Origin of the sequence: Arthrobacter sp. Ld5 (genome assembly GCF_051172775.1) — a bacterium.
GTDB lineage: Bacteria > Actinomycetota > Actinomycetes > Actinomycetales > Micrococcaceae > Arthrobacter_D.
Window position 1 is genome coordinate 218,339 of record NZ_JBPKBO010000022.1, and the last position, 22,641, is coordinate 240,979.

The 22,641-nt window shown below is 69.4% G+C and carries 17 protein-coding genes; 10 read left to right on the forward strand and 7 right to left on the reverse strand.

Going from position 1 to position 22,641, the window contains the following annotated elements; genetic code table 11:
• Positions 1–47 precede the first annotated feature (47 nt).
• On the reverse strand, positions 48–1,790 hold the full coding sequence (locus ACSGDB_RS11845) for a glycoside hydrolase family 13 protein (RefSeq protein ID WP_434994944.1): 1,743 nt from the start codon (positions 1,788–1,790) through the stop codon (positions 48–50).
• A 257-nt stretch (positions 1,791–2,047) separates the two neighbouring features.
• Between ACSGDB_RS11845 and ACSGDB_RS11850 the strand changes: the two genes are divergently transcribed.
• The 7 genes from ACSGDB_RS11850 (at position 2,048) to ACSGDB_RS11880 (ending at position 10,073) form a co-directional block, all read left to right on the forward strand.
• Complete coding sequence (locus tag ACSGDB_RS11850; protein ID WP_434994945.1) at positions 2,048–3,346, forward strand: sugar ABC transporter substrate-binding protein; 1,299 nt, start codon at positions 2,048–2,050, stop codon at positions 3,344–3,346.
• A gap of 137 nt (positions 3,347–3,483) precedes the next feature.
• The gene (locus tag ACSGDB_RS11855; protein WP_434994946.1) at positions 3,484–5,082 is read left to right on the forward strand and encodes an ABC transporter permease subunit; all 1,599 of its coding nucleotides are present in this window, start codon (positions 3,484–3,486) and stop codon (positions 5,080–5,082) included.
• Complete coding sequence (locus ACSGDB_RS11860) at positions 5,082–6,020, forward strand: sugar ABC transporter permease (protein ID WP_434994947.1); 939 nt, start codon at positions 5,082–5,084, stop codon at positions 6,018–6,020. The genes ACSGDB_RS11855 and ACSGDB_RS11860 overlap by 1 nt, the downstream gene beginning before the upstream one ends.
• A gap of 3 nt (positions 6,021–6,023) precedes the next feature.
• A complete protein-coding gene (locus tag ACSGDB_RS11865) occupies positions 6,024–7,937 on the forward strand; it encodes an alpha-amylase family glycosyl hydrolase (protein ID WP_434994948.1) in 1,914 nt (637 codons plus the stop codon).
• A gap of 64 nt (positions 7,938–8,001) precedes the next feature.
• Entirely contained in the window at positions 8,002–8,565 is a 564-nt protein-coding gene (locus ACSGDB_RS11870; protein WP_434994949.1) for a hypothetical protein, read from the forward strand.
• A gap of 50 nt (positions 8,566–8,615) precedes the next feature.
• The gene (locus ACSGDB_RS11875) at positions 8,616–9,317 is read left to right on the forward strand and encodes a PspA/IM30 family protein (RefSeq protein WP_434994950.1); all 702 of its coding nucleotides are present in this window, start codon (positions 8,616–8,618) and stop codon (positions 9,315–9,317) included.
• Between the two features lie 72 nt (positions 9,318–9,389).
• Positions 9,390–10,073: an SDR family NAD(P)-dependent oxidoreductase gene (locus ACSGDB_RS11880; RefSeq protein ID WP_434994951.1), complete on the forward strand. Its 684-nt coding sequence runs from the start codon at positions 9,390–9,392 to the stop codon at positions 10,071–10,073.
• Positions 10,074–10,147: 74 nt separating this feature from the next.
• Here the strand turns inward: ACSGDB_RS11880 and ACSGDB_RS11885 are convergent, their stop codons facing one another.
• The 6 genes from ACSGDB_RS11885 to rhaI all read right to left on the reverse strand — a co-directional run bounded on the left by ACSGDB_RS11885 (position 10,148) and on the right by rhaI (position 18,204).
• Positions 10,148–11,179, reverse strand: a complete 1,032-nt coding sequence (locus tag ACSGDB_RS11885; RefSeq protein WP_434994952.1) for a DUF695 domain-containing protein — start codon at positions 11,177–11,179, stop codon at positions 10,148–10,150.
• 31 nt (positions 11,180–11,210) lie between these two features.
• The gene (trmB, locus tag ACSGDB_RS11890; protein WP_434994954.1) at positions 11,211–12,089 is read right to left on the reverse strand and encodes a tRNA (guanosine(46)-N7)-methyltransferase TrmB; all 879 of its coding nucleotides are present in this window, start codon (positions 12,087–12,089) and stop codon (positions 11,211–11,213) included.
• A 68-nt stretch (positions 12,090–12,157) separates the two neighbouring features.
• Entirely contained in the window at positions 12,158–13,426 is a 1,269-nt protein-coding gene (locus ACSGDB_RS11895) for an alpha-hydroxy acid oxidase (RefSeq protein WP_434994955.1), read from the reverse strand.
• Positions 13,423–14,940, reverse strand: a complete 1,518-nt coding sequence (locus ACSGDB_RS11900) for a rhamnulokinase (protein WP_434994956.1) — start codon at positions 14,938–14,940, stop codon at positions 13,423–13,425. Before ACSGDB_RS11900 ends, ACSGDB_RS11895 begins: the two co-directional genes overlap by 4 nt.
• 1 nt (position 14,941) lies before the next feature.
• Positions 14,942–16,981, reverse strand: a complete 2,040-nt coding sequence (locus tag ACSGDB_RS11905; RefSeq protein ID WP_434995117.1) for a bifunctional aldolase/short-chain dehydrogenase — start codon at positions 16,979–16,981, stop codon at positions 14,942–14,944.
• A 56-nt stretch (positions 16,982–17,037) separates the two neighbouring features.
• Positions 17,038–18,204 (reverse strand): L-rhamnose isomerase, encoded by a 1,167-nt coding sequence (rhaI, locus tag ACSGDB_RS11910; RefSeq protein ID WP_434994957.1) that lies wholly within the window; start codon positions 18,202–18,204, stop codon positions 17,038–17,040.
• 222 nt (positions 18,205–18,426) lie between these two features.
• Between rhaI and ACSGDB_RS11915 the strand changes: the two genes are divergently transcribed.
• The 3 genes from ACSGDB_RS11915 to ACSGDB_RS11925 all read left to right on the forward strand — a co-directional run bounded on the left by ACSGDB_RS11915 (position 18,427) and on the right by ACSGDB_RS11925 (position 22,471).
• The gene (locus ACSGDB_RS11915) at positions 18,427–19,458 is read left to right on the forward strand and encodes a LacI family DNA-binding transcriptional regulator (protein WP_434994958.1); all 1,032 of its coding nucleotides are present in this window, start codon (positions 18,427–18,429) and stop codon (positions 19,456–19,458) included.
• 242 nt (positions 19,459–19,700) lie between these two features.
• A complete protein-coding gene (locus tag ACSGDB_RS11920; protein ID WP_434994959.1) occupies positions 19,701–20,027 on the forward strand; it encodes an L-rhamnose mutarotase in 327 nt (108 codons plus the stop codon).
• A 107-nt stretch (positions 20,028–20,134) separates the two neighbouring features.
• The gene (locus ACSGDB_RS11925) at positions 20,135–22,471 is read left to right on the forward strand and encodes a beta-galactosidase (protein WP_434994961.1); all 2,337 of its coding nucleotides are present in this window, start codon (positions 20,135–20,137) and stop codon (positions 22,469–22,471) included.
• The last annotated feature ends 170 nt before the right edge of the window (positions 22,472–22,641 follow it).

The following is a 22,641-nucleotide window of genomic DNA, read 5'->3' on the forward strand; positions in this document are numbered from 1 at the left end:
CCGGGAGGGTGTCCCCGTCCGATCATTGCGGATCCCGCGCGGATCTCCTACCCGGCGGAGGCCATCAGCCAGGCGCAGGCGTCCGGGGCGAGCATGCCGTCGGTGACCGAGCCCGGCGTGCTTTCGGCGATCACGGTGCCCTCCGGCAGGGGGGCGGCGAACTCGCCCATGTTCAGCACCACCAGCACCTCGCCGTTGCGGAACGCGACGACGTCGGACGCTTCGAAGTCCCGGGACCAGCTGAGGGATCCCGCGCCCAGGCGCAGGTCCCGGCGGAGCTGCAGGGCAGTCCGGTACAGCGAGAGGGTGGACTCGGGGTCGGCGGACTGCACGTCGCGGGCGTAGTCCGCCCACCCCTCGGGCTGCGGCAGCCATGGGGTCGCGGGCGCGGCGGCGTCCCCGAACCCGAAGGCCGGGGCCTCGGACTGCCAGGGGAGGGGCACGCGGCATCCGTCGCGGCCGATCCTCTCGCCGGCGGTGCGGACGAAGGTCGGGTCCTGCCGCGCGTCGTCGGGCATGGCGGTGTGGTCGGGCAGGCCGAGCTCCTCGCCCTGGTACAGGTAGATCCCGCCGGGCAGCGCGAACATGGCGAGCGACGCGGCGCGGGCGCGGGCGAGGCCGGTCGCGGTGTCGGGCTGCGCGTCCGCGCGGCCGATGCCGTCGCCGCCGCGCGGCGGGCCGTCCGTCAGCCCGAAGCGGCTGGCGTGCCGGACGACGTCGTGGTTGCTGAGCACCCACGTGGTGGGGGCGTCCACGGCGTCGAACGCGGTGAGGGAGGAAGAGATGACGTGCCGGAGACCGTGCGCGTCCCACGGGTGGTGGAGGTAGGCGAAGTTGAACGCCTGGTGCATCTGGTCGGAGCGGACCCAGTTCGTGAGCCGCGGCAGGGGATCGATCGAGGCCTCCGCGCAAAGGATGCGCTCGCCGTCGTACTCGGCGAGGATGGCCCGCCACCTCCGGTAGATGTCGTGGATCTCCTTCTGGCCGAACATGGGCGCCTCCCAGCCGGGGAAGCCCTCGGAGGATCCGCCGTCCGCGCGTCCGCCCCAGTCCGGCAGGCCCTCGGCCTTGATGAGGGCATGGGCGACGTCGACGCGGAAGCCGCCGACGCCGCGGTCCAGCCAGAAGCGCAGGACGCGCTCGAACTCGGCCCGCACCGCGGGGTTGTCCCAGTTGAAATCGGGCTGCGAGGAATCGAAGAGGTGGAGATACCACTGGCCCGGCGTGCCGTCGGCGTCGATGACGCGCGTCCAGGCCGGCCCGCCGAAGTGCGACTGCCAGTTGTTGGGAGGCTCGCTGCCGTCGGCGCCCAGGCCGTCCCGGAAGATGAACATCGCCCGTTCCGCGGACCCCGCCGGGGCCGCGAGGGCGGCGCGGAAGAGTGCGTGCTCGCTGGAGCAGTGGTTGGGGACGAGGTCGACGATCACCCGGATGCCGAGGCCGTCCGCGCGGGCCACGAGGGCGTCGAAGTCGGCGAGGGTGCCGAAGAGGGGGTCGACGTCGCAGTAGTCGGCGACGTCGTAGCCGCCGTCGCGCTGGGGCGAGGTGAAGAACGGCGAGAGCCAGACCGCGTCGATGCTGAGTTCGGCCAGATGCGCGAGCTCGGCCGTGATGCCCGGCAGGTCCCCCATGCCGTCGCCGTTCGAGTCGCGGAAGGAGCGCGGGTACACCTGGTAGATGACGGACGAGCGCCACCACTGGTCGCCCTCGGACGGGAGGTGGAGCGGCGCATGGAAGGCATCGGGGGAGGACAGGTCCTCGCCGTGCAGGAGGGGGGCAACTTCAGACATGCGGATCATCCTAGACCGCACCGGACCCGATTATGGAAGCGTTTTCAGAAGAACACGCCTTGTCTTCGCGACTTTCCTCGGGTACCGGCGCGTCGCAGGTCCGATATTGGGTAAAACTGATGCAAGCGTTTACAGTTGTGACTCGGGTCACCGTCGCCTCCGAGCAGGGAGCGGCTGCGACATCCACGTCTCCCGGCCGGCGAAGCCCCGTGCTTCCTCCGGGAGACCCCCAGAAGCCGCTCATGAAAGGTTCACCAATGAAGGTGCGATCCACCCAGCCGACGCGTCGGCACGCTCTGATCACCGGCGTCATGTCGGTGGCCGTCCTGGCCCTCACGGCCTGCGGCGGCGGGGCGGCCGAGTCCTCCTCGGCCGGCTCCAGCTCCGCCGCTCCCGACCTCGCCGAGGGTGGCGCCACCACCCTCACCATGTGGGTCGACGCCGAGCGCGCCCCCGCCCTCGAGGAGATCACCAAGTCCTTCAAGGAGGACACCGGGATCGAGGTCAAGCTCGCGGTCAAGGACTTCGCCGCCGTCCGCGACGACTTCATCACCCAGGTGCCCACCGGCAAGGGACCCGACCTGATCGTGGGCCCCCACGACTGGCTGGGCACGTTCGTGCAGAACGGCGTCGTCGCCCCCGTGGAACTCGGCGACAAGGCCTCGGAGTTCCAGGAGTCCGCCATCCAGGCGATGACGTACGAGGGCAGCGTCTACGGCGTGCCCTACGCGCTGGAGAACATCGCCCTGCTCCGCAACACCGACCTCGTCCCCGAGGCCGCCGGGACGTTCGACGAGGTCATCGCCAACGGCGAGGCCGCCGTCGCCGCCGGGGAGGCGACCTACCCGTTCCTCGTCGGCATGGACCCCAAGCAGGGCGATCCCTACCACCTGTACCCGCTGCAGACCTCGATGGGCGTGCCGGTGTTCGGGCAGAACGAGGACGGCAGCTACAACGCCGACGAGCTGCTGCTCGGCGAGCCGAACGGCGTGGAATTCGCCAAGAAGCTCGTGGAGTGGGGCGACACCGGGTCGAAGGTCATCAACTCGAACATCACGGGTGACATCGCCAAGGAGAAGTTCAACGCCGGCGAGTCGCCCTACTTCCTTACCGGTCCGTGGAACGTCCCCGACGCGCAGGCGGCAGGCCTGAACCTCGCGGTGGACAAGCTCCCCACGGTCGGCGACCAGGACGCCCAGCCCTTCATCGGCGTCAACGGCTTCTTCATCTCGGCGAAGAGCGCCAACGCGCTCGCCGCGAACGAGTTCGCCGTCAACTACCTGAGCACCGAAGCCGCCCAGGATGCCATGTACGACGTCGGAGGCCGCCCGCCCGCCCTCAAGGCCAGCTTCGACAAGGCCGCGTCCGACCCCATCGTCGCCGCGTTCGGCGAGATCGGCGCCAACGGTGTCCCGATGCCCGCGCTGCCCGAGATGCAGGCCGTCTGGGCCGACTGGGGAGGAACCGAGCTCGCGCTCATCAAGGGCGACGGCGACCCCGCCGAAGCCTGGACCACCATGGTGAGCAACATCGAGGCGAAGATCGCCGCGCAGTAGCACAGCAGTACCCGCAGTACCCGCAGTTCCCTGGCGCCCGTCGCTCCGGCGACGGGCGCCACCCTTTTCATCGCCACCCTGCGGGGTGGCGGCACCACAGCAGCGGCCGTCCGTGCCGATCACCGAAAGCCTCCGCCATGCTCACATCGGCCCCTCCCGGCCCGGCCGCAACGCGTCCTCCCACGAAGACAGCCGTCCGCTCCGACTCGACCCTCGGCCTGCTCGCGAAGATCGTGCTGCTGGGCCTCGTGGACGCCTTCGCGGTCTACGTCCTCATCACGCTCTTCCTGCAGGAGAAATGGGTCATCCTCCTCGTCGGTGCGGCGGTGACGATCCTCGTCAACTGGATCTACCTGCGCCGCGGCGGCCTGCCGGCGAAGTACCTGGCCCCCGGCATCTTCTTCCTGGTGGTCTTCCAGGTGTTCGTCATGGTCTACAGCGGCTACGTCGCCTTCACCAACTACGGTGACGGCCACAACAGCACCAAGGACGACGCCGTCAACGCCATCCAGCTCTCCGCGCAGCAGCGGGTCCCGGATTCCCCCGCCTACCGGGTCGCCGTCCTCGAGCGTGACGGCGAGTACCACCTGCTCGCCACCGATCCCGATGGCGCGGTGTCCGTGGGCACCACCGGCGTGCCGCTCGAGGAGGCCGACGACGCCGTCACCGACGGCACCGGCAAGGGCGTGGAGCTCGACGGCTACCGCACGCTGCAGTTCGGGGAGGTCCTCGCGAACCAGGCGGACATCCTCGCCATCACCGTCCCGTTCTCGGACGACCCGGAGGACGGCAGCCTCAAGACCAGCGACGGTTCCAACGCCTACGTCTACCGCCCGGCGCTGAGTTACGACGAGGCCACGAGCACGTTCACCGACCTCGAGACCGGGACTACCTACTCCGACACGGGCGAGGGGTCCTTCCGGTCCGAGGACGGCGAGCAGCTGAGCACCGGCTGGAAGATCAACGTCGGTTTCGACAACTTCGTGAAGGCGTTCACGGACCCGAACATCCGCGGACCGCTGCTGCAGGTGGTCCTGTGGACCTTCACCTTCGCGATCGTGTCCGTCCTGTCCACGTTCGCGCTGGGTCTGTTCCTCGCGAATGCCTTCAACCTGCCGGACCTCCGTGGCAAGCGGATCTACCGCATCCTGATGATCCTGCCCTACGCCTTCCCGGCCTTCCTCGCCGGCCTCGTGTGGTCCGGCCTGCTGAATCCCGAGTTCGGCTTCGTCAACAACACCTTCTTCGGCGGCGCGGACATCCCGTGGCTGACGGATCCGCTGCTCGCGAAGGTCAGCGTGCTCGTGGTGAACCTCTGGCTCGGCTTCCCGTACATGTTCCTGGTGTGCACCGGGGCCCTGCAGTCCCTGCCCGAGGAGGTCGACGAGGCCGCCCGCATGGACGGCGCCAGCGCCTGGCGCATCTTCGCGGCCATCAAGCTGCCCCTGCTGCTGGTCTCGGTCGCGCCGCTGTTGATCGCGAGCTTCGCGTTCAACTTCAACAACTTCAACGTCATCTACATGCTCACCGACGGCGGCCCCCGCTTCTCGGGCACGACGGCGAACATCGGCCACACCGACATCCTGATCACCATGGTCTACGAGATCGCGTTCGGCACCGGGGTGGGCCGCGACTACGGACTGGCCAGCGCCCTGTCCATCATCATCTTCATCATCGTCGCCGTGATCTCCGCCGTCAGCTTCCGGCAGACCAAGGCTCTGGAGGACATCAACTGATGACCACGTTCACCGATCCCCGGGCAGTCACCCCCGCCCCGGCGCCCACCGGGTCCCACCGGGCCCCCGAGCAGCGCCGGCGCACCTTCGGCCAGTGGTTCAGGCGCAAGGGCTGGCGGCACGTCGTCGGCGTGCTGACCACCCTCTTCGCAGTGTTCCCGCTGCTCTACGTGCTGTCCGCCGCGCTCAACTCCAACGGCACCATGGCCGGCTCGAACGTGCTGTTCAGCAGGTTCGACACCGGCAACTTCGAGGCCCTGTTCACCAACCCGAACAGGCCCTTCGGGCGGTGGTTCGTGAACACCATGATCATCGGCGTGGTGACGTCCGCGGCCACCGTGTTCCTGGGCGCCCTCGCCGCCTATGCGTTCAGCCGCATGCGCTTCAAGGGACGCCGCGTCAGCCTGCTCTCGCTGCTGATCCTGCAGATGTTCCCGCAGCTGCTCGCCGTCGTCGCCATCTTCCTGCTCCTGAACGCCATCACCGACGTGGTCCCGTGGCTGGGTCTCGGCAGCCAGCTCGGCCTGATCATGGTCTACCTCGGCGGAGCGCTGGGCGTGAACACGTACCTCATGTACGGGTTCTTCAACACCGTCCCGAAGTCCCTCGACGAGGCCGCCCGCATCGACGGTGCCAGCCACGTGCAGGTGTTCTTCACGATCATCCTGCCGCTCGTCACGCCCATCCTCGCGGTCGTGGGGCTCCTCGCGTTCATCGGCCTGAGCAGCGAGTTCGTGATCGCGAGCGTGGTGCTGACCGACCCCGACTCGCAGACCCTCGCCGTCGGCCTCTACTCCTACGTGGCGCAGCAGCGGTCGGAGAATTGGGGCGTCTTCGCGGCCGGCGCGGTACTCGCGGCCGTGCCGGTCATGGCCCTGTTCCTCTTCCTGCAGAAGTACATCACCACCGGTCTCGTCTCCGGCTCCGTCAAGGGCTGATCCGTGCAGGATCCGTTCCTCGCGCCCCACCACGACGGCTCGCCCCTGTACGTGCCGGACCAGTCACCGGCGGTGGGCGACAGCCTGGCGGTGCGCGTGCGGGTCCCGGTACGGTGGGGGGCGCCCGGACGGGTGTTCGTGCGGTCCGTCCGGGACGGCGAGGGGCACTACGACGAGGCACGGCGCCTCCCGGGGGAGGCGGGAGACGGCGCCTGGGCGTGCTGGGAGGCGCGGGTCACCGCCGTCAACCCCACCCTCCGCTACCGGTTCCTCTTCGAGCTGCCGGGTGACCACGGGCCCGTGCTCCGGTGGCTCAACGCCGTCGGCCCGTCCCGCCGGGACACCCCCGACCGCGACGACTTCCGGATCGACTGCCGGCTGGCGCCCGCACCGTGGGCGCGCGACGCCGTGATCTACCAGGTCTTCCCCGACCGTTTCGCGCGGTCCTCCGCGGCCGTGCCGCTCGATGCCCTGCCCGACTGGGCGGTCGGCTGCGCCTGGGACGAGCCGGTGCAGCCCCGCGGGGAGCTGACGCCCCGGCAGGTCTACGGGGGAGACCTCGACGGCATCGTCGACCGCCTCGACCACATCCGGTCACTGGGCGCGACGGTCCTGTACCTGACGCCGTTCTTCCCCGCACGGTCCAACCACCGGTACGACGCCTCGACCTTCGACGAGGTCGATCCGCTCCTCGGCGGGAACGCCGCCCTCGTCCGGCTGGTCGAGGCCGCCCACGCCCGCGGCCTCGCCGTCCTCGGGGACCTCACTGTCAACCACACCGGCGACGCCCACGACTGGTTCCTGAAGGCGGCCGCCGATCCGACCTGCGAGGAGGCCGCCTTCTACTACTTCAGCGAGGACGGCACGGAGTACGCCAGCTGGTTCGGTGTCCCGAGCCTGCCGAAGCTCGACTGGTCCTCCGTGGAACTGCGCCGGCGCTTCGTCGAGGGCCCGGACTCGGTGGTGGCGAAGTGGCTGCTCCCGCCCTACAACCTCGACGGGTGGCGCATCGACGTCGCCAACATGACCGGGCGGCACGGGAACGTCGACCTCAACCGGGAGGTCGCCGGGCTCATCCGCGGCACCATGGACGCCGTCAGGCCCGGGCTGATGCTGCTCGCCGAGTCGACGGGCGACGCCACCGAGGACCTCTCCAGGCGCACGTGGGACGGCGGCATGACCTACTCCAACTTCACCCGCCCGCTCTGGCAGTGGCTGGCCCGTGGGGACCAGGCCACGGCCGGCATCAACTTCTTCGGCACGCCCGCCCCCGGCGTCCCCCGGATCGACGGCGGCGACCTCGTCGCCACGCACACGGCGCTGTCCTCCGGGTTCTCGTGGCGGGTCCGCTCGCAGAACATGACGGCGCTGAACACGCACGACACCGCGCGCGCCTCCTCGGTGATGATCGACGGCGGCGCCGCCGTCGGTCTCGCCCTCGCCTTCCTGCTGCCGGGGCTGCCCACGCTCTTCGCCGGGGACGAGTTCGGACTGCGGGGCACCAACGGCGAGGACGCCCGGACGCCCATGCCGTGGGAGGACCTCGACCGCCGGCCCGCCGACGCGCGCGCCCTGATCGCGGACCTGGCGGCACTCCGCCGCGACGCCCCGGCCCTGCGCAACGGGGCGGTGCGCTGGCTGGCCGCGACGCCCGACGTCGTCGTGTTCGCGCGTGAACACGCGGAGGAGAGCCTCGTGGTCGTGGCCGCCCGGGCGGACCACGACGGCGTCCGGGTGCCACTCGACCTGCTGCCCGGCCCGTGGGCGGACGCCCGGCCGGTCGGCCCGGATCCCCGGCGTGCCGCGGCGGAGGAGGCGGAGGACGCGCTCGTGATCTCGGGCCGCGGCCCGGGGGTCGCGGTGTGGCGTCTTCCCGGCGTCCTGGCCCCCGCCCGCCGGGGATGGGATAACCCCTGACGGGTGGAATTTGTCAGGGGAGCCGGGCAGACTGGATGGATGAACCACATCTCGGGACACCGTCATGTTTGAGGAGCTCGTCGAAGCCTTCGCCGTCGGTCTCGGGGTGCTCCTCGCCCTCGGCGCCGGCACGGGCGTCGCCGGATGGGTCATGGTGCGGAAGGTCAGGAGCTCCCGCATCATCGAGCGCACCCGGGAGCGCAGCATGCTGGCCGCCCGCGCGTACTCCCCGGATCCGCTGACCCGGGAGCCCGCCCGGCTGATCGGCAACCTCGCACGGTCCTCGCGCGCCACGCACCTCGCCCTGTCGGAGGCGAAGGCGCAGGGCCGCCCGGTGGGTGACCTGCCGCGGGCCGCCGCGGAGATCGACCAGGCGGCCGCTGCCCTGGAGAACATGCTGCGCGCCGCGGACCGGGAGCCCAACCGGGCGCTCAAGCAGGAGTGGACCAGGGACCTGTCCGCCCAGGCGCAGGCCCTCGACGAACTGTCCGCCGACCTGCGCCGGAGCCTCCTGCAGACCTCCCGGTCCATCGACACGCTGCAGCTCGAGCGCGCCACCACCCGTCTGCGCACCGAGATCTCGGCCATGGGCGCCTGGCGGGACAGCTACGGGAGCGGGCAGTCGTGATGAGAGGTTCGAGAAGATAACCACACACCAACCAGCCGGGGGTCCGAGCAATGTCGATCAAACGCCGCATCACGCGCATCGTGCGGGCCAACCGGAATGCGGCCGTCGAAGCGAAGCAGGACCCCAGGGTCCAGGCGCAGAACGCCCAGGCGACGCAGCACTCGCTGCTGGACCAGGCGCGTCGCGGCGCCGCGGACGTCGCCGCGCACCATCACCGGGTGGGCCTGGCCGCCAATGACGCCGCCGCCTACCTCAACCGGGTGGAAGCAGCGGCCGCGGCCGCAGTCCAGCGGGGGGACGACGACGCCGCGCGGGCCGCGATCCGGGAGTCGATGACCGCCCGCCGACGGCTGGAGACGCTCACCCGGCAGCTCCGGGAGGCGGAGGAGCAGTCCCGCACGCTCCAGCAGGACGTCCGGCGGCTCGAGCAGCGCGTGCAGCAGAACGCCATGGAGTACGATGCCATGCTGGCCCGGCGTGCTGCCGCGCAGGCCGCCATCGGCGTGCACGACGCCCTCGCCTCCTCCTCGCGGGACGCGGCGGCGATCGACGCCGCACGCCGGAACGCCGAACTCGAGGTGCGGCGGTTCGAGGCCCAGGCGCAGGCGCGCGAGGAGCTCTCCTGGACCGATCCGTCGTCCCCGCGCCTGCAGCAGGCCTTCGAGGAACTCGAGGCCGAAGCCGCGACACAGCAGGAGCTCGAGGCGCTCAAACGGAGGAACGCGCGGCGCTACCCGCCCGCAGCCCACTGATCCCGCGCAGCACCGCCAGGTCCCCGGGTCCCGCCCCCGGGGAAGCGTAGCGGGCGTTGCTAGACTCTGGCCATGACTGAGCTGAGTGGTTCCCACGTCCTCGTCGTCGGTGCCACCGGAGTCCTCGGGACGGAACTGGCCCGGCAGCTCGTCGCCCAGGGGGCCAGGGTGACGCTGTCCGGCCGCTCGGAGAAGAAGCTGGCGGACCTCGCCGACGAGTTGGGTGAGGCCGTCGTCGGGACCGTCGCCGCGGACCTCGCCAGGCCGTCGGGGCCCGCGGACATCGCCGCGGAGGTCTACGGTCGGGAACTCGACGGCGTCGTGTTCGCCGCCGGCGTCGTCGCGTTCGGGCCGGCCCTGGAGGTCGACGACGACACCCTCGACGAACTCGTGCTCGTGAACCTGCTCGGCTGGATGCGGCTCATGCGCGACGTCGGGCCGAGGCTGGGCAAGGATTCCTTCGTGGCGCAGATCAGCGCCGTCGTTGCGGAGAGCCCGACGGCGGGCATGGCCGCGTACTCGGCCACCAAGGCGGGGCTCAGCGCCTACGGGAAGGCGCTGACGCTGGAGCTGCGCCGGCAGGGGGTCCGCGTGCTGGACGCCCGTCCGCCCCACACCGAGACCGGCCTCGCCACCCGCCCGATCGCCGGCGACGCACCGAGGCTGCCGCAGGGGAAGGACCCGGTGGACGTCGCAGGACGCATCGTCGGCGCGATCCGTGACGGCGAACGGGACCTGCCGTCGTCGTCGTTCTGACCCCACCGCCGGCCCGCTGAGCGCTCCCGCCGACCGCCTGCCCCGCCGTGCCTGTGCGCTCCGGGCCAGGGCCGTCAGGCGAAGTCCCGGACCCTCTTCCAGCCGGGATCGAGGGTGTGCTTCGCGGTGACGGTGCGCTGCTCGCGGGCCGCGGCGTCGAGCACGTCCCGCCCGTTCTGGTCCTCCGCGTCGGAGTAGAAGTGGAAGGTCCGCACGCCCCGGGACGTCTCGGCGGCCACCAGCATCCCCCGGATCCCGAGGGCCGTCACGAGGGAATCCTCGAGGTCGTTCAGGGCATCGAACGCCGCGGGGCGGGGAAGGCCCTGCTCGTCGGCGTCGAACGGCACCCGCAGCGCCGTGTGGAGGTCGAAGCGCGGGTGGTCGATCCAGCGCAGCGGGCGCCGGACCCGCACGAGGATCGGATCACCCGCCCCGAGCGTGCCCTGCATGAGCAGCCAGCTCGGCGCGGGCAGGGTGCGGGCGAGGTCCGCCACCCGGGCCGGCAGCTCCGCGGCGGGGATGCTGTCCACGACGTCGTGGACGATGCAGTCGATGCGGCGCACCCAGCGTTCCACGTCGTCCTCGCCGAGCAGCCACTCGAGGAGCAGGACGCACAGCCCGTACTCGTCGTCCCACTGCCCGGTGAAGCCGGGGTTGTACACCGAGACGATGAAGCCGTCGCCCGCACGGGTCACCGCGGCATGCACGCGGGTCCGGCGGAGGTCGAAGGTCCGGCCGCGGTAGGTGATGGTCGACTCCAGCATGTCCGGCTTGGCGCTGCGCGCCGGCACGAAGTCCCAGCGCGGGCCCGGCGGCGGGGACGCCCGGTACCAGCGTTCCGCCACCGGGCGCAGCGACGCGTCGCCGCCGCTGGAGACGCAGAGCGTGTGCTCGGATCCGGTGCCCGTCCGGGTCTCCCACTCGAGTCCGCGCGCCATCGCCCGGACGCGCCGGGTCATGACCTCCACGTAGGCGTCGAAGTCCCCGGCCCGCGTGGCGTCGGTCAGCAGGTCCTCGCCGTCGTCGGCCCACCACCGCCAGAAGGCCTCGATCGGATCCGTCCCGGCCCTCCGGGCGGACGTCCTGCGGCGACTGAAAATACCCATGATTCCTGCATCCCCCGGTGCTGGCGGCCGCTCAGCGGCGGCGGTAGGTGAGGTCGAACACCGTGCGTCCGGCCTGGATGGCCTTGTTCTCGAAGCTGGTGAGGGGGCGGCCGTCGAAGCGGGGAGCCCAGCCGCCGAGGGTGTCCGTCCCCTCGTTGACGCCGGTGTTCCCGGTGCTCACCGGGTCGCGGCCTTCCCGCACGGGGGCGCCGCCGACCACCGATTCTACGCCGCTCTCCCAGACCTGGGTGAGCGGGCTGTCCGCGCCGCGCCGCTCGCCGGCGTGCAGGTTCTCGAATGCCTCGCTGGCATCGAGGACCGCCCGCATCTGCACGGCGTAGCTCGACCAGTCGGTCGCCATGCGGACCAGCCCGCCGGGTGCGACGACGCGGGCGGCGAGCTCGACGTACTCCTCCTTCACGAGCCGGCGCTTGTGGTGGCGGGCCTTGTGCCAGGGGTCGGGGAAGAAGGTCCAGAGTTCGGACACCGAGGCGGCCGGGATCATCCCGGCGAACGCCTCCGCGGCGTTGACCTGCGCGGTGCGGACGTTCGTCAGGTCCTTCTGGCTGATGCGCAGCATGGTCTGGGCGAGCCCGGGACGGTAGACCTCCAGGGCCAGGTAGTCGCGGTCGGGATCGAGCTCGGCCGCATGCGTGATGGCCTCACCGAGGCCGGACCCCACCTCGACGACGAGCGGCGCGGACCGCCCGAAGGCGGCCTCGACGTCGAGGACGAAGCCGGGTGCCACGGACGTATCGGCGTTCTCGATGCGCGGGACCTCCAGGAGGAAGGCCTCGGCCAGTTCGTCCCAGGCCTCGCGTCGTCTGCCCTGGAGGCGGGAGCCCCGCCGGACGAAGGACACGGGCTGGGTGCGGTGCGGCTGGTCGGGGGTCTGTACATGAGGATCCATCACTCCCAAGGCTACCGCCAGCGGCCTGTCCCGCGGGGCTCGGCACCGGGTGGGGGTGGCTGGTCCGCCTACCCGGGGACCGCGCTCTGAATTTCACTCCGTGCTGCGGCAATGGGCATGAGGCGGGTGAGCTGGGTGACGTGCTTCGGCTCGAGTTCGCCGAGGTGGGAGACGCCGAGGAGGCGCATGGTGCGCTCGATCTCGTCGCGGAGGATCGTGATGGTCCTGTCCACGCCTTGGCGGCCTCCGGCCATGAGCCCGTAGAGGTAGGCGCGGCCGATGAGGGTGAATTTCGCGCCGAGTGCCATGGAGGCGACGATGTCGGCGCCGTTCATGATGCCGGTGTCGACCATGATGGTGGCGTCGGATCCGACCTCGCGGACGACCCGCGGGAGAAGATGGAACGGGATGGGAGCGCGGTCGAGTTGGCGGCCGCCGTGGTTGGACAGGATGATCCCGTCGACGCCCATCTCCACGAGGCGCACCGAGTCCTCGACGTTCTGGACGCCCTTGATGAGGATCTTCCCGGGCCACAGGTCACGGATGATGGCGAGGTCGTCGTAGCTGATGGTCGGGTCCATGGCAGCGTTCAGCAGGTCCCCGACGGTGCCGCCGGTGTCGGTCAGGGACGCGAATTCCAGTCTCGGGGTCGTGAGGAAGTCGACCCACCACCAGGGGCGGGGCACGGCGTTGAGGATGGTGCCGATCGACAACTGGGGCGGGATGGAGAAGCCGTTGCGCTTGTCGCGCAGGCGGGCTCCCGCCACGGGGGTGTCGACGGTGAACATGAGGGTGTCGAAGCCGGCCTCGCCGGCGCGTTTGACGAGGTCGTAGGAGATCTCCCGCTGGCGCATGACGTAGAGCTGGAACCAGTTGCGTCCGGTGGGGTTCGCTGCTTTGACGCCTTCGATCGAGGTCGTGCCGAGGGTGGAGAGGGTGAAGGGGATGCCGGCGGCGGCTGCTGCGCCGGCGCCGGCGGTCTCGCCCTCGGTCTGCATGAGGCGGGTGAATCCGGTCGGTGCGATTCCGAACGGGAGGGCGCTGGGTCCGCCGAGGATCTCCACCGAGGTGTCGACGTGTTCGGCGGGACGGAGGATCGAGGGGTGGAACTCGATGTCCTCGAACGCCTGCCGGGCACGGTTCAGGGACAGCTCGCCCTCGGCACCGCCGTCGGTGTAGTCGAACGCGGCTTTCGGGGTGCGGCGCCTCGCGATCGTGCGGAGGTCCGCGATGGTCAGCGCGGAGTCCAGCCGGCGCTTCTTGCCGTTGAGTTCGATCTTCTTGAACTGCATGAGTTCGAGCAGTTCGGCCGGAACGGGAAGTTGGCGCTTGATCACGCGATGGTCCTTCCAAGGGGGACGGATGTGAGGTCTGCAGTGCTGGGCGGTGCCGTGCGGCGTGGCTCGTAGTAAGCCGGTTCCCTTCCTGCTGCCACGAGGTCTCTCAGGCTGCTGAGGTCGCCGTCGATCTGACCGCCGGCCCGGGCCTGGATGAGGAGGTTGCCGAGCGCCGTCGCTTCGACCGGCCCTGCGATGACCGGCTTGCCGGTGGCGTCGGCTGTCAGCTGACAGAGGAGTTGGTTCTGGGATCCGCCTCCGACGATATGCACTACGTCCACTCGTGCGTCGGTGAGACGCTCAGCGTCGGCGATGGTTCGTGCGTAGCCGAGCGCCAGGCTGTCGAGGATGCACCGAACGATTGCTGCGGGCCGACCCGGGGCACTGTGTTCGGCACCGACGGCAGCCTCTTGGATACGTTGCGGCATGCCACCGGGAGCGATGAAGGCAGGGTCGTCGACGTCGACCTGCGGTCCGCCCGCCGGCAGGGCGGCTGCGGCAGTGAGGAGGGAGGTGAGCGGCTCGTCCATGCCTTGCTCCGTCCAGGTGCGTTGGCATTCGCTCAGGAGCCAGAGGCCGCCCACGTTGCGCAGGTAGCGGATGGTTCCGTCGACGCCGCGCTCGTTCGTGAAATTCGCGGCCCGGCTCGCCTCCGTCAGGACCGGGTGCCGTAGTTCCAGCCCGACCAGCGACCATGTTCCCGAGGAGATGTAGGCGAACTGCGGCGACTGGGCGGGTACCGCGGCGACGGCTGATGCGGTGTCGTGGGATCCGACGGCGACGACCTGCGTCGATGCCGGCAGCTTGGTGCGCTCGGCTACCCCGGGGAGCAGGGCACCGATGGATCGACCTGCCTCCACCAGGGGCGGGAACAGGTCCCTGGGGAGCCCCAGGGCCTCGTGGATCTCGGTGGCCCACTCGCCGGCCACTGCATCGAACAATCCCGTGGTGGAGGCGTTCGTGGATTCGGTGCGGCGCTCACCGGTGAGCCGGTAGGCGAGCAGGTCGGGCATCAGCAGGGCCTGGACCCCGTCCAGCGTTTTCTCTGCCGCGAGCTGGTAGACCGTGTTGAAGGGCAGGAACTGCAGGCCCGTCGTGCTGTAGAGGCGTGCCTGATCGATCCGTCGGTGTACCTGGTCGATGGTCGCTCGAGTGCGGTCGTCCCGGTAGCTGACCGGTTGAGCCGTCAGGTCACCCGCCGGGTCCACCAGGCCGTAGTCGACGGCCCAGGTGTCGATCCCGATACTGATGACCCGCTCGCCCTGGGCGTTCGAGACTCTCGCCGCCTCGGTGAGCCCGACCAGAACCTCCTCCAGGAGCGCATCGAAGTCCCACCGCAGATGCCCGTCGAGGGTGACGACGCCGTTGGGGAACCGGTGCACGACCTCCATCTGGATCCGGGGCGTCGCTGCTGTTCCGCCGGACTCGGGGCGGGTGATCCTGCCAAGGATCACCCGCCCCGAGGACGCCCCGATGTCGACGGCCACGAAGACCGCTGTCGAACCGGCATCCATGTCAGCGCAGGAACGCGGCGGCGACGCCGGCGTCGACGGGGATGTGCAGCCCCGTGGTGTGCGAGAGTTCGGCGCTGGTCAGGACGGCGACGGCGTTGGCGACGTTCTCGGGCAGCACCTCGCGCTTGAGGAGGGTGCGCTGGGCGTAGTACTCGCCGAGCTTGTCCTCCTCCACGCCGTAGACGGCGGCCCGCTTGGCGCCCCAGCCGCCGGCGAAGATGCCGGAGCCGCGGACCACGCCGTCGGGGTTGATGCCGTTGACGCGGACGCCGTAGCCGCCGAGTTCGGCGGCGAGGAGGCGTACCTGATGGGCCTGATCGGCCTTGGTGGCGCTGTAGGCGATGTTGTTCGGGCCGGCGAACACCGAGTTCTTGGACGAGATATAGATGATGTCCCCGCCCATGTCCTGCTCGATCAGGACCTTCGCGGCGGCCTGCGACATGAGGAAGGAGCCCTTCGCCATGACGTTGTGCTGGAGGTCCCAGTCCTTCTCCGTGGTCTCGAGCAGCGGCTTCGAGATGGACAGGCCGGCGTTGTTCACCACGAGGTCGAGTCCACCGAAGGCCAGCACCGCCGCCTTCACGGCGTCCTGCACCTGGGCCGGATCCGTGACGTCCGCCTGCACGCCGACGGCGACGTCGGGACCGCCGAGTTCCTCGGCCACGGCGGTCGCGCTGTCGATGTTCAGGTCCGCGATGACCACGCACGCGCCTTCGCCGGCCAGGCGGGTGGCGATGGCCTTGCCGATGCCCGACGCCGCTCCCGTCACGAGCGCGATGCGCCCCGCATGCGACTTCGGCTTCGGCATCCGGGCGAGCTTGGCCTCCTCGAGGGACCAGTACTCGATGCGGAACTTCTCGCCCTCCTCGATGGGGGAGTAGCTGGAAATCGCTTCTGCGCCGCGCATCACGTTGATGGCATTGAGGTAGAACTCCCCGGCCACGCGGGCGGTCTGCTTGTTCGCGCCGAAGGAGAACATGCCGACGCCGGGCACCAGTACGATCGCCGGGTCGGCTCCCCGCATGGCGGGGGAGTCCGGCGTCGCGTGCCGGGCGTAGTACGCGGCGTAGTCCGCACGGTACGCGGTGTGCAGTTCGCGCAGGCGCTCGAGGCAGCTCTCGACGTCGGCGCCGGCCGGGAGGTCGAGGACGAGCGGTTTGACCTTGGTGCGCAGGAAGTGGTCCGGGCAGCTGGTGCCGAGGGCGCCGAGGCGCGGGTGCTCGGCGGAGGCGAGGAAGTCCAGGACGCGGGGGTCGTCGGTGAAGTGGCCCACCTGCGCCCTGTCCGCGGAGGCGAGGCCGCGGATGGTTGGGGCGAGAGCCGCTGCCTTCGCGCGGCGCTCCTTCTCGGGCAGTGCGGCGTAGCCATCGAGGGCGGGGCCGAAGGGCTCGGCCGTGCCGTGCTCGGCGATGTAGCGCTCAGCAGTCTCGATGATCTCCAGCGAGTTCGCCTCGGCCTCCGCCGACGTGTCGCCCCAGGCGGTGATGCCGTGCCCGCCGAGGATCGTGCCGATGGCCTCGGGGTTGGCCTCCTTCAGAGCGGCAATGTCGAGTCCGAGCTGGAAACCGGGACGGCGCCAGGGCACCCAGAGGACCCTGGATCCGAAAATCGCCTCGGTGAGTGCCTCGCCGTCGGCCGCCGTGGCGATCGCGATGCCGGCGTCGGGGTGCAGATGGTCCACGTGCGCGGCGTCCACGAGGCCGTGCATGGCGGTGTCGATGGACGGCGCGGCACCGCCCTTGCCGTGCAGGGTGTAGTCGAAGGCCGCGACCATCTCGTCCTCACGCTCCACCCCCGGGTAGACGCCCCGCAGTGCCCGTAGGCGGTCCAGGCGCAGAACGGCGAGCCCGGACTCCTTGAGCGTCCCGAGGTCACCACCGGAGCCCTTGACCCAGAGCAGTTCGACGTCCTCACCGGTGGCCGGGTCCACGCCCATACCCTTGGCGGAGGTGTTGCCGCCGGCGTAGTTCGTGGTGCGCTTGTCGGCACCGAGCCGATTGGAGCGTGCGATGAGCTCGTCGACCGTCGGATGGGTGGAAATAGCGGCTACGCCGTTCGTTGGGGTGGTGGTCGCGGACCCTGTCGTCGTCGTCACGCTCATGCTCCCCATCCGGCCTGCTGGCCGCCCTGTCGTTCGCTGTTGATCTGTTCCTGGTAACCGCTCTCGCGGTAGGCCTCCATCGGATCCGCGGGAAGGCCCTTCGACTCACGCCAGGCGGCGAGGCCGGGACGAACATCGGTGTAGAACGCGTCCATCAGAAGGGCGTTGGCGCCGAGCACGTCGCCCGACTCCTGCGCCGCGGTCAGTGCGGCACGGTCGATGAGCAGGACACGCGCGGTCATCTCCTGGACGTTCAGCACGGAGCGGATCTGCCCGGGGATCTTCTCCTCGAGGTTGTGGCACTGGTCGAGCATCAGGGCGATCCCGTTCGCCGGGTCCAGGCCGCCGCCGCGGACCACCTCGGCCATGATCCTGAAGAGCTGGAACGGATCGGCGGCACCGACGATCAGGTCATCGTCCGCGTAGAAGCGCGAATTGAAGTCGAAGGAGCCGAGCTTCCCGAGGCGGATGAGCTGCGCCACGATGAACTCGATGTTGGTGCCCGGCGCGTGGTGTCCGGTGTCGAGGCAGACCAGGGCCTTCTCGCCCAGCTGCAGGCAGTGCGCGTAGGAGGTGCCCCAGTCCGGGACGTCCGTGTGATAGAACGCCGGCTCGAAGAACTTGTACTCCAGGACCAGCCTCTGGTCCTCGCCGAGACGGTCGTACACCTTGCGGAGGGAGTCCTGCAGCCAGTCCTGGCGGGAGCGCATATCGGCCTGGCCCGGGTAGTTGGAGCCGTCCGCGAGCCAGATCTTCAGGTCCCGCGAGCCGGTGACATTCATGACCTCGATGCACTCGTACATGTGGTCGATGGCCTTGTTCCGCACCGCGGCGTCGCTGTGCGTCAGGCTGCCGAACTTGTAGCCGTCGTCCTGGAAGGTGTTGCTGTTGATGGTGCCGAGCCGCATACCGTGGTCCGCCGCGTAGGAGGCGAGGACCCCGTAGTCGTCCACCCTGTCCCAGGGGATGTGCAGGGCGACGCTCGGGGCAAGACCGGTCAGCCGGTTGACCATGCCGGCGTCCGCGATCTTCTCCTCGACGGTGCGCGGGGTGCCCGGCGTGGCGAACACCTTGAAGCGGGTGCCGGAATTGCCGTAGGCCCAGGAGGGCACTTCGATGGCGAGCTGGCCCAGCTCCGCCGAGATATCGTCGATGACAGTCATGTGCTCTCTCCAGTGCGGTGGCCGCCGGGTGCTCCATCACACCTGTGCGGCGGTTCTCGGGGTTCCCCCTGCGCCCGGAGGCGGGTCCGAGGGGGAAGAGGAATTGCCGTGCTTTTGAATCGTTTCATTGGCACGTTTCAAAGCTATCCTTGCTGGAGACCGAGTGTCAACAGTCCTGACGGCGCCGCCGCCGGACCCGAGCTTCGAGGTGGCCTGGTACTCATGGACAGCCGACCGATCAGCATCAAGGATGTCGCCGACCGCGCAGGGGTGGCCATCGGGACGGTGTCCAACGTGCTGAACCACCCCGCGCGGGTCTCTGCAGCGACGAGGGAACGCGTCCAGGAGGCGATCGACGCCCTCGGTTTCGTCCGCAACGATGCCGCCCGGCAGCTGAGGGCCGGCCAGAGCCGCACCATCGGCCTGATCGTGCTCGACGTCGGCAACCCGTTCTTCTCCTCGCTGGCCCGGGCCGCCGAGGACTGCGCCGCCGAGCACGGCAGCACGGTGGTGCTGGGGGACAGCGGGCAGGATGCCGGTCGGGAGGCCCGGTACATCGACGTCTTCGAGCAGCAGCGCATGCAGGGCATGCTCATCTCACCCGTCGGGGACGTGGGCCCACGCATCGAGGGGCTGAGCCGGCGCGGCACGCCCGTGGTGCTCGTGGATCGCGTGGATCCGCAGCGGCGCTGCAGCTCGGTGTCGGTGGACGACGTCGCCGGCGGCTACATCGCCGTGCGCCACCTGCTCGAAGCGGGCCGACGGCGCATCGCGTTCGTGGGCACAACGGCCGACTACCGCCAGGTGGCGGACCGCCTGACGGGCGCGCGCCAGGCGGTCGAGGAGTACGACGGCGCAGAGCTCGAGGTCCTCGACGCCGATGCCATGACTGTCCTGGCCGGTCGGGATGTCGGGGAGGTGATCGCCCAGCGCCGGCACGAGGAGCTGCCGGATGGCATTTTCTGCGCCAACGACCTCCTCGCCATCGGCGTCATGCAGGCGGTCCTGCTGATCCGGGGCCTGCGGATTCCCGAGGATCTGGCACTGATCGGGTACGACGACATCGATTTCGCCGCCTCCACGGTGGTGCCCCTCACGAGCGTGCGCAAGCCGACGGAACTCATCGGGCGGACAGCGGTGGAGCTCCTCCTCGAGGAGATCGAGGGGCCTCCCTCGCGGCGGCGGCAGGTCATCTTCGACCCGGAGCTGGTGGAGCGCGGGAGTACCGGGGCAAGAGCCCCTTCCCTCAGCTGACTGCTGGCCGGGCGAGGGGCAGTCCGCAGCCGCGGCTGACGGCCCGGGCCGAGGCTGTTGACGGTGATGTGGCCCGGGCCTAGTATTCGATATGAATCGTGCTTCTGAAACGATTCATTCTTGCTACTGGGCTCTATGTCGGGCACCGCGCGGTCGACGTCAAGGCAGCGGCGTCCCTCCTCGGGTTCGAGTATCGCCGCGTGGCCCTCTGACCCATCACCCCACCAGCCAAGGAGATACCAATGGAGCGCGTGTGCTTCCAGCTGCAGGTCCGCCCGGAGCGCATCCCCGAGTACCGGGCCCGGCACGCGGCCATCTGGCCCGACATGGCGAGGGCTCTCACGGATACCGGATGGAACAACTATTCGCTGTTCCTGCGCCCCGACGGCATGCTCATCGGGTACGTGGAATGCGAGGACTTCGCTGCGTCGCAGGCCGCCATGGCCGCGACCGAGGTGAACGCCCGATGGCAGGCCGAGATGGGCCCGTTCTTCCTGGCGCTCGACGGCCGCCCCGACGAGGGCTTCGTCCGTCTGGACGAGGTCTTCCACCTCGAGGATCAACTCTAGGGAAGGCGGGTGCGCCGAGCGGGCGTGACGCGAATCCCAGAACACATACACGGGAGCTCAGCCAAGGGCATCGAGCTTTCGGCAACACACCTGAGGAACAAAGCACCATGACGCGATCATCAACCTCGATGAACACGCACGTGCTGCGGGCCACACATCAGCCGTGGCCGGCGCGGGCGGTGGAGCCGGCACTGCAAGCGGATGTCCCGCCGGCCAGCAGAATCTCGATCTCGTCGCGCCACATCTCGCTGGACGGTGAACCCTGGATTCCTGTCTCAGGAGAAATCCACTACTCACGTGTGCCCCGCGAACGATGGCGGGAGAGGCTTCTGCTCATGCGATCCGGGGGTATCGATGTCATTTCGTGCTACATCATCTGGATCCACCACCAACCAGAGCGGGACTCCGTCAGCTTTGACGGAAACCTGGATGTGGCGGCGTTCGTCGAGCTCTGTGCCGAGCTCGGTCTCCGAGTCGTCCTCCGCATCGGTCCATGGGCGCATGGCGAAGTGCGCAATGGAGGGTTTCCCGACTGGGTGCAACACGCTCCTGTGAAGCACCGCACAGATGATCCCGGCTACCTCGATCTCGTCGAGCCGTGGTTCGAGGCACTCGGTGAACAGCTTGGCGGGCTCTGCGGCGGCGGTGGTCCCCTGCTTGCCATTCAGTTGGAGAACGAGCTGTACGACCAACCCGACCATCTGGCCACGCTGCGTGAACTCGCCCGTTCTGCTGGGTTGCACGCTCCGTTCTACACGGCGACAGCTTGGGGCGGGGCAGAACTTCCCGCGGGTCAGGTGTTCCCCCTGTACTCCGGGTACGGGGACGGATTCTGGGTCGACGCCGATGCCCCATGGGACGTCACGTTTCGTCAGCACTACTTCATGTCGACGATTTGGGACGACCCGGGCGTAGGGGCAGACGTGAGGGGCGTCGACGCCGCGTCCGTCGAACTCCGCGATCGTGACGAAACGTTCCCCCCTGCCTGCTGCGAGCTGGGTGGGGGAATGGCAACCACCTACCACCGGCGCATCGTTCCATCGGGGGATGACATCGCGGCGGTCGCGCACGCGAAGCTGGCCAGCGGCTCGGCCTGGCAGGGCTACTACATGTTCGCTGGAGGTATGAATCCCCGTGGTGAAACGGGCTTTCAGGAATCACAGGATTCTGGTTATCCCAACGACCTCCCCGTGTTCGACTATGACTTCCACGCAGCGGTGGGTGCGGCAGGGCAGCTCGGGCCGAGTCATGCTGCGCTCCGGCGCCAGCACGCTTTCCTGCACAGCTTCGGAGCGCAGATCGCAACCATGTCGACGAGTTTTCCTGATGCTGTTCCGCAGATACCCTTCGATTGCTCGACTTTGCGGTGGACCGTCCGCTCCGATGGATCCTTCGGGGTCCTGTTCATCAACTGGCACCAGCCGAATGTTCCCCTGCCGTCGTGCGATGGTGTCGCGTTCGACGTCGTGCTACCCACACGCACTGTCCGCGTCGGGACAGATCTGACCATCCCGGCGGGGACTATCGGACACTGGCCGTTAGGGATTGAGGTCGGCGGAATCCGCATCGACTGGGCAACAGCATCCATCCTCACCGTGATCGGGGCGACGCTTGTCCTCGTGGCAGAAAAGGACATCGACGTGTCATTCGGTCTACCCGATGACGTAGCGGTTCTTGTGGACGGCCTCAGGGCCGATGGCGGACGAGCTCGAATTGACAGTGCCACTGGTGGGCTCGTTGAACTGAGCAGCGCTCGTGGTTCGGCCACGGTGCTCGTGATCGGTAGCCAGGACGCTGATCGTGTCTGGCTACTCGAGGATGGTGCCCGCCAACTCGTGCTGTGCGACGAGCCCCTCTGGACTGAGGGCGGTGCACTTTCAGTGCGGTCCTCGGCGCGGCCGTCCCTGACGGCGTGGCAGGGCAAGTGGGTTCCGGTTCCGCTGGAGCCGCAACACTCCGAGGCGGCCCGTCGCGCCGGCCTGTCCCTGGTAGCCGGCTCCTGGCGACAGGAGGCCTCGGAGCCACTGCGGCGATACGGTGGCTCGGCCGTGCGGCCGGCGGCCCCCCGCGAGGAGCAGTTCGTCGAGCGGGCAGGAATCTGGTCCCTCGGTGATGTGGGCACGCCCGCCGAGGGCCTGCGACGCACGCTTCGTATCGACTGGGCCGGGGACGTTGCGGAGCTCCTCGTCGACGGAGCCCCCGTCGCCGATAGGTTCTGGGATGGCACAGCGTGGCATATTGATCTTGATGTGATCGACGGTGCCGTCGGCACAGGTCTCGAGCTGCGCATGCTCCCGCTCCACAAGAAGACCGACGTGTGGCTACCGGAACCGGCACGAGCCCGGCTTCGGTCTGTCGACAGCGCACTCCTTGCCGTCGACGCTGTGACGCTTACCTTCTCCACCATCTGGCGTGCACTGCCCACCCCGTCACAGCGGCCCTGACGCGCACTCGTACCTGCGGCAGCGTCCGCACCGCGAAGCCGATGCTCAGCGAAGGTCGGCAGCGATGCCGCCGCAGCCGCGATGCGGTCTTCCGGCGTCCCGACTGGTAAAGTCGAGGAACTTGCCTGCGCACGGCTGATGATGTCAGCCAGTACTGGCGTCATTCAGTA

Coding starts and splice junctions, on each gene's coding strand:
- ACSGDB_RS11860 (WP_434994947.1), top strand. CDS start 5,082: ATGACCACGTTCACCGATCCCCGGGCAGTCACCCCCGCCCCGGCGCCC.
- ACSGDB_RS11850 (WP_434994945.1), top strand. CDS start 2,048: ATGAAGGTGCGATCCACCCAGCCGACGCGTCGGCACGCTCTGATCACC.
- ACSGDB_RS11915 (WP_434994958.1), top strand. CDS start 18,427: ATGGACAGCCGACCGATCAGCATCAAGGATGTCGCCGACCGCGCAGGG.
- ACSGDB_RS11900 (WP_434994956.1), bottom strand. CDS start 14,940: ATGGATGCCGGTTCGACAGCGGTCTTCGTGGCCGTCGACATCGGGGCG.
- ACSGDB_RS11875 (WP_434994950.1), top strand. CDS start 8,616: ATGTCGATCAAACGCCGCATCACGCGCATCGTGCGGGCCAACCGGAAT.
- ACSGDB_RS11870 (WP_434994949.1), top strand. CDS start 8,002: ATGTTTGAGGAGCTCGTCGAAGCCTTCGCCGTCGGTCTCGGGGTGCTC.
- trmB (WP_434994954.1), bottom strand. CDS start 12,089: ATGGATCCTCATGTACAGACCCCCGACCAGCCGCACCGCACCCAGCCC.
- ACSGDB_RS11885 (WP_434994952.1), bottom strand. CDS start 11,179: ATGGGTATTTTCAGTCGCCGCAGGACGTCCGCCCGGAGGGCCGGGACG.
- rhaI (WP_434994957.1), bottom strand. CDS start 18,204: ATGACTGTCATCGACGATATCTCGGCGGAGCTGGGCCAGCTCGCCATC.
- ACSGDB_RS11920 (WP_434994959.1), top strand. CDS start 19,701: ATGGAGCGCGTGTGCTTCCAGCTGCAGGTCCGCCCGGAGCGCATCCCC.
- ACSGDB_RS11880 (WP_434994951.1), top strand. CDS start 9,390: ATGACTGAGCTGAGTGGTTCCCACGTCCTCGTCGTCGGTGCCACCGGA.
- ACSGDB_RS11925 (WP_434994961.1), top strand. CDS start 20,135: ATGACGCGATCATCAACCTCGATGAACACGCACGTGCTGCGGGCCACA.
- ACSGDB_RS11855 (WP_434994946.1), top strand. CDS start 3,484: ATGCTCACATCGGCCCCTCCCGGCCCGGCCGCAACGCGTCCTCCCACG.
- ACSGDB_RS11845 (WP_434994944.1), bottom strand. CDS start 1,790: ATGTCTGAAGTTGCCCCCCTCCTGCACGGCGAGGACCTGTCCTCCCCC.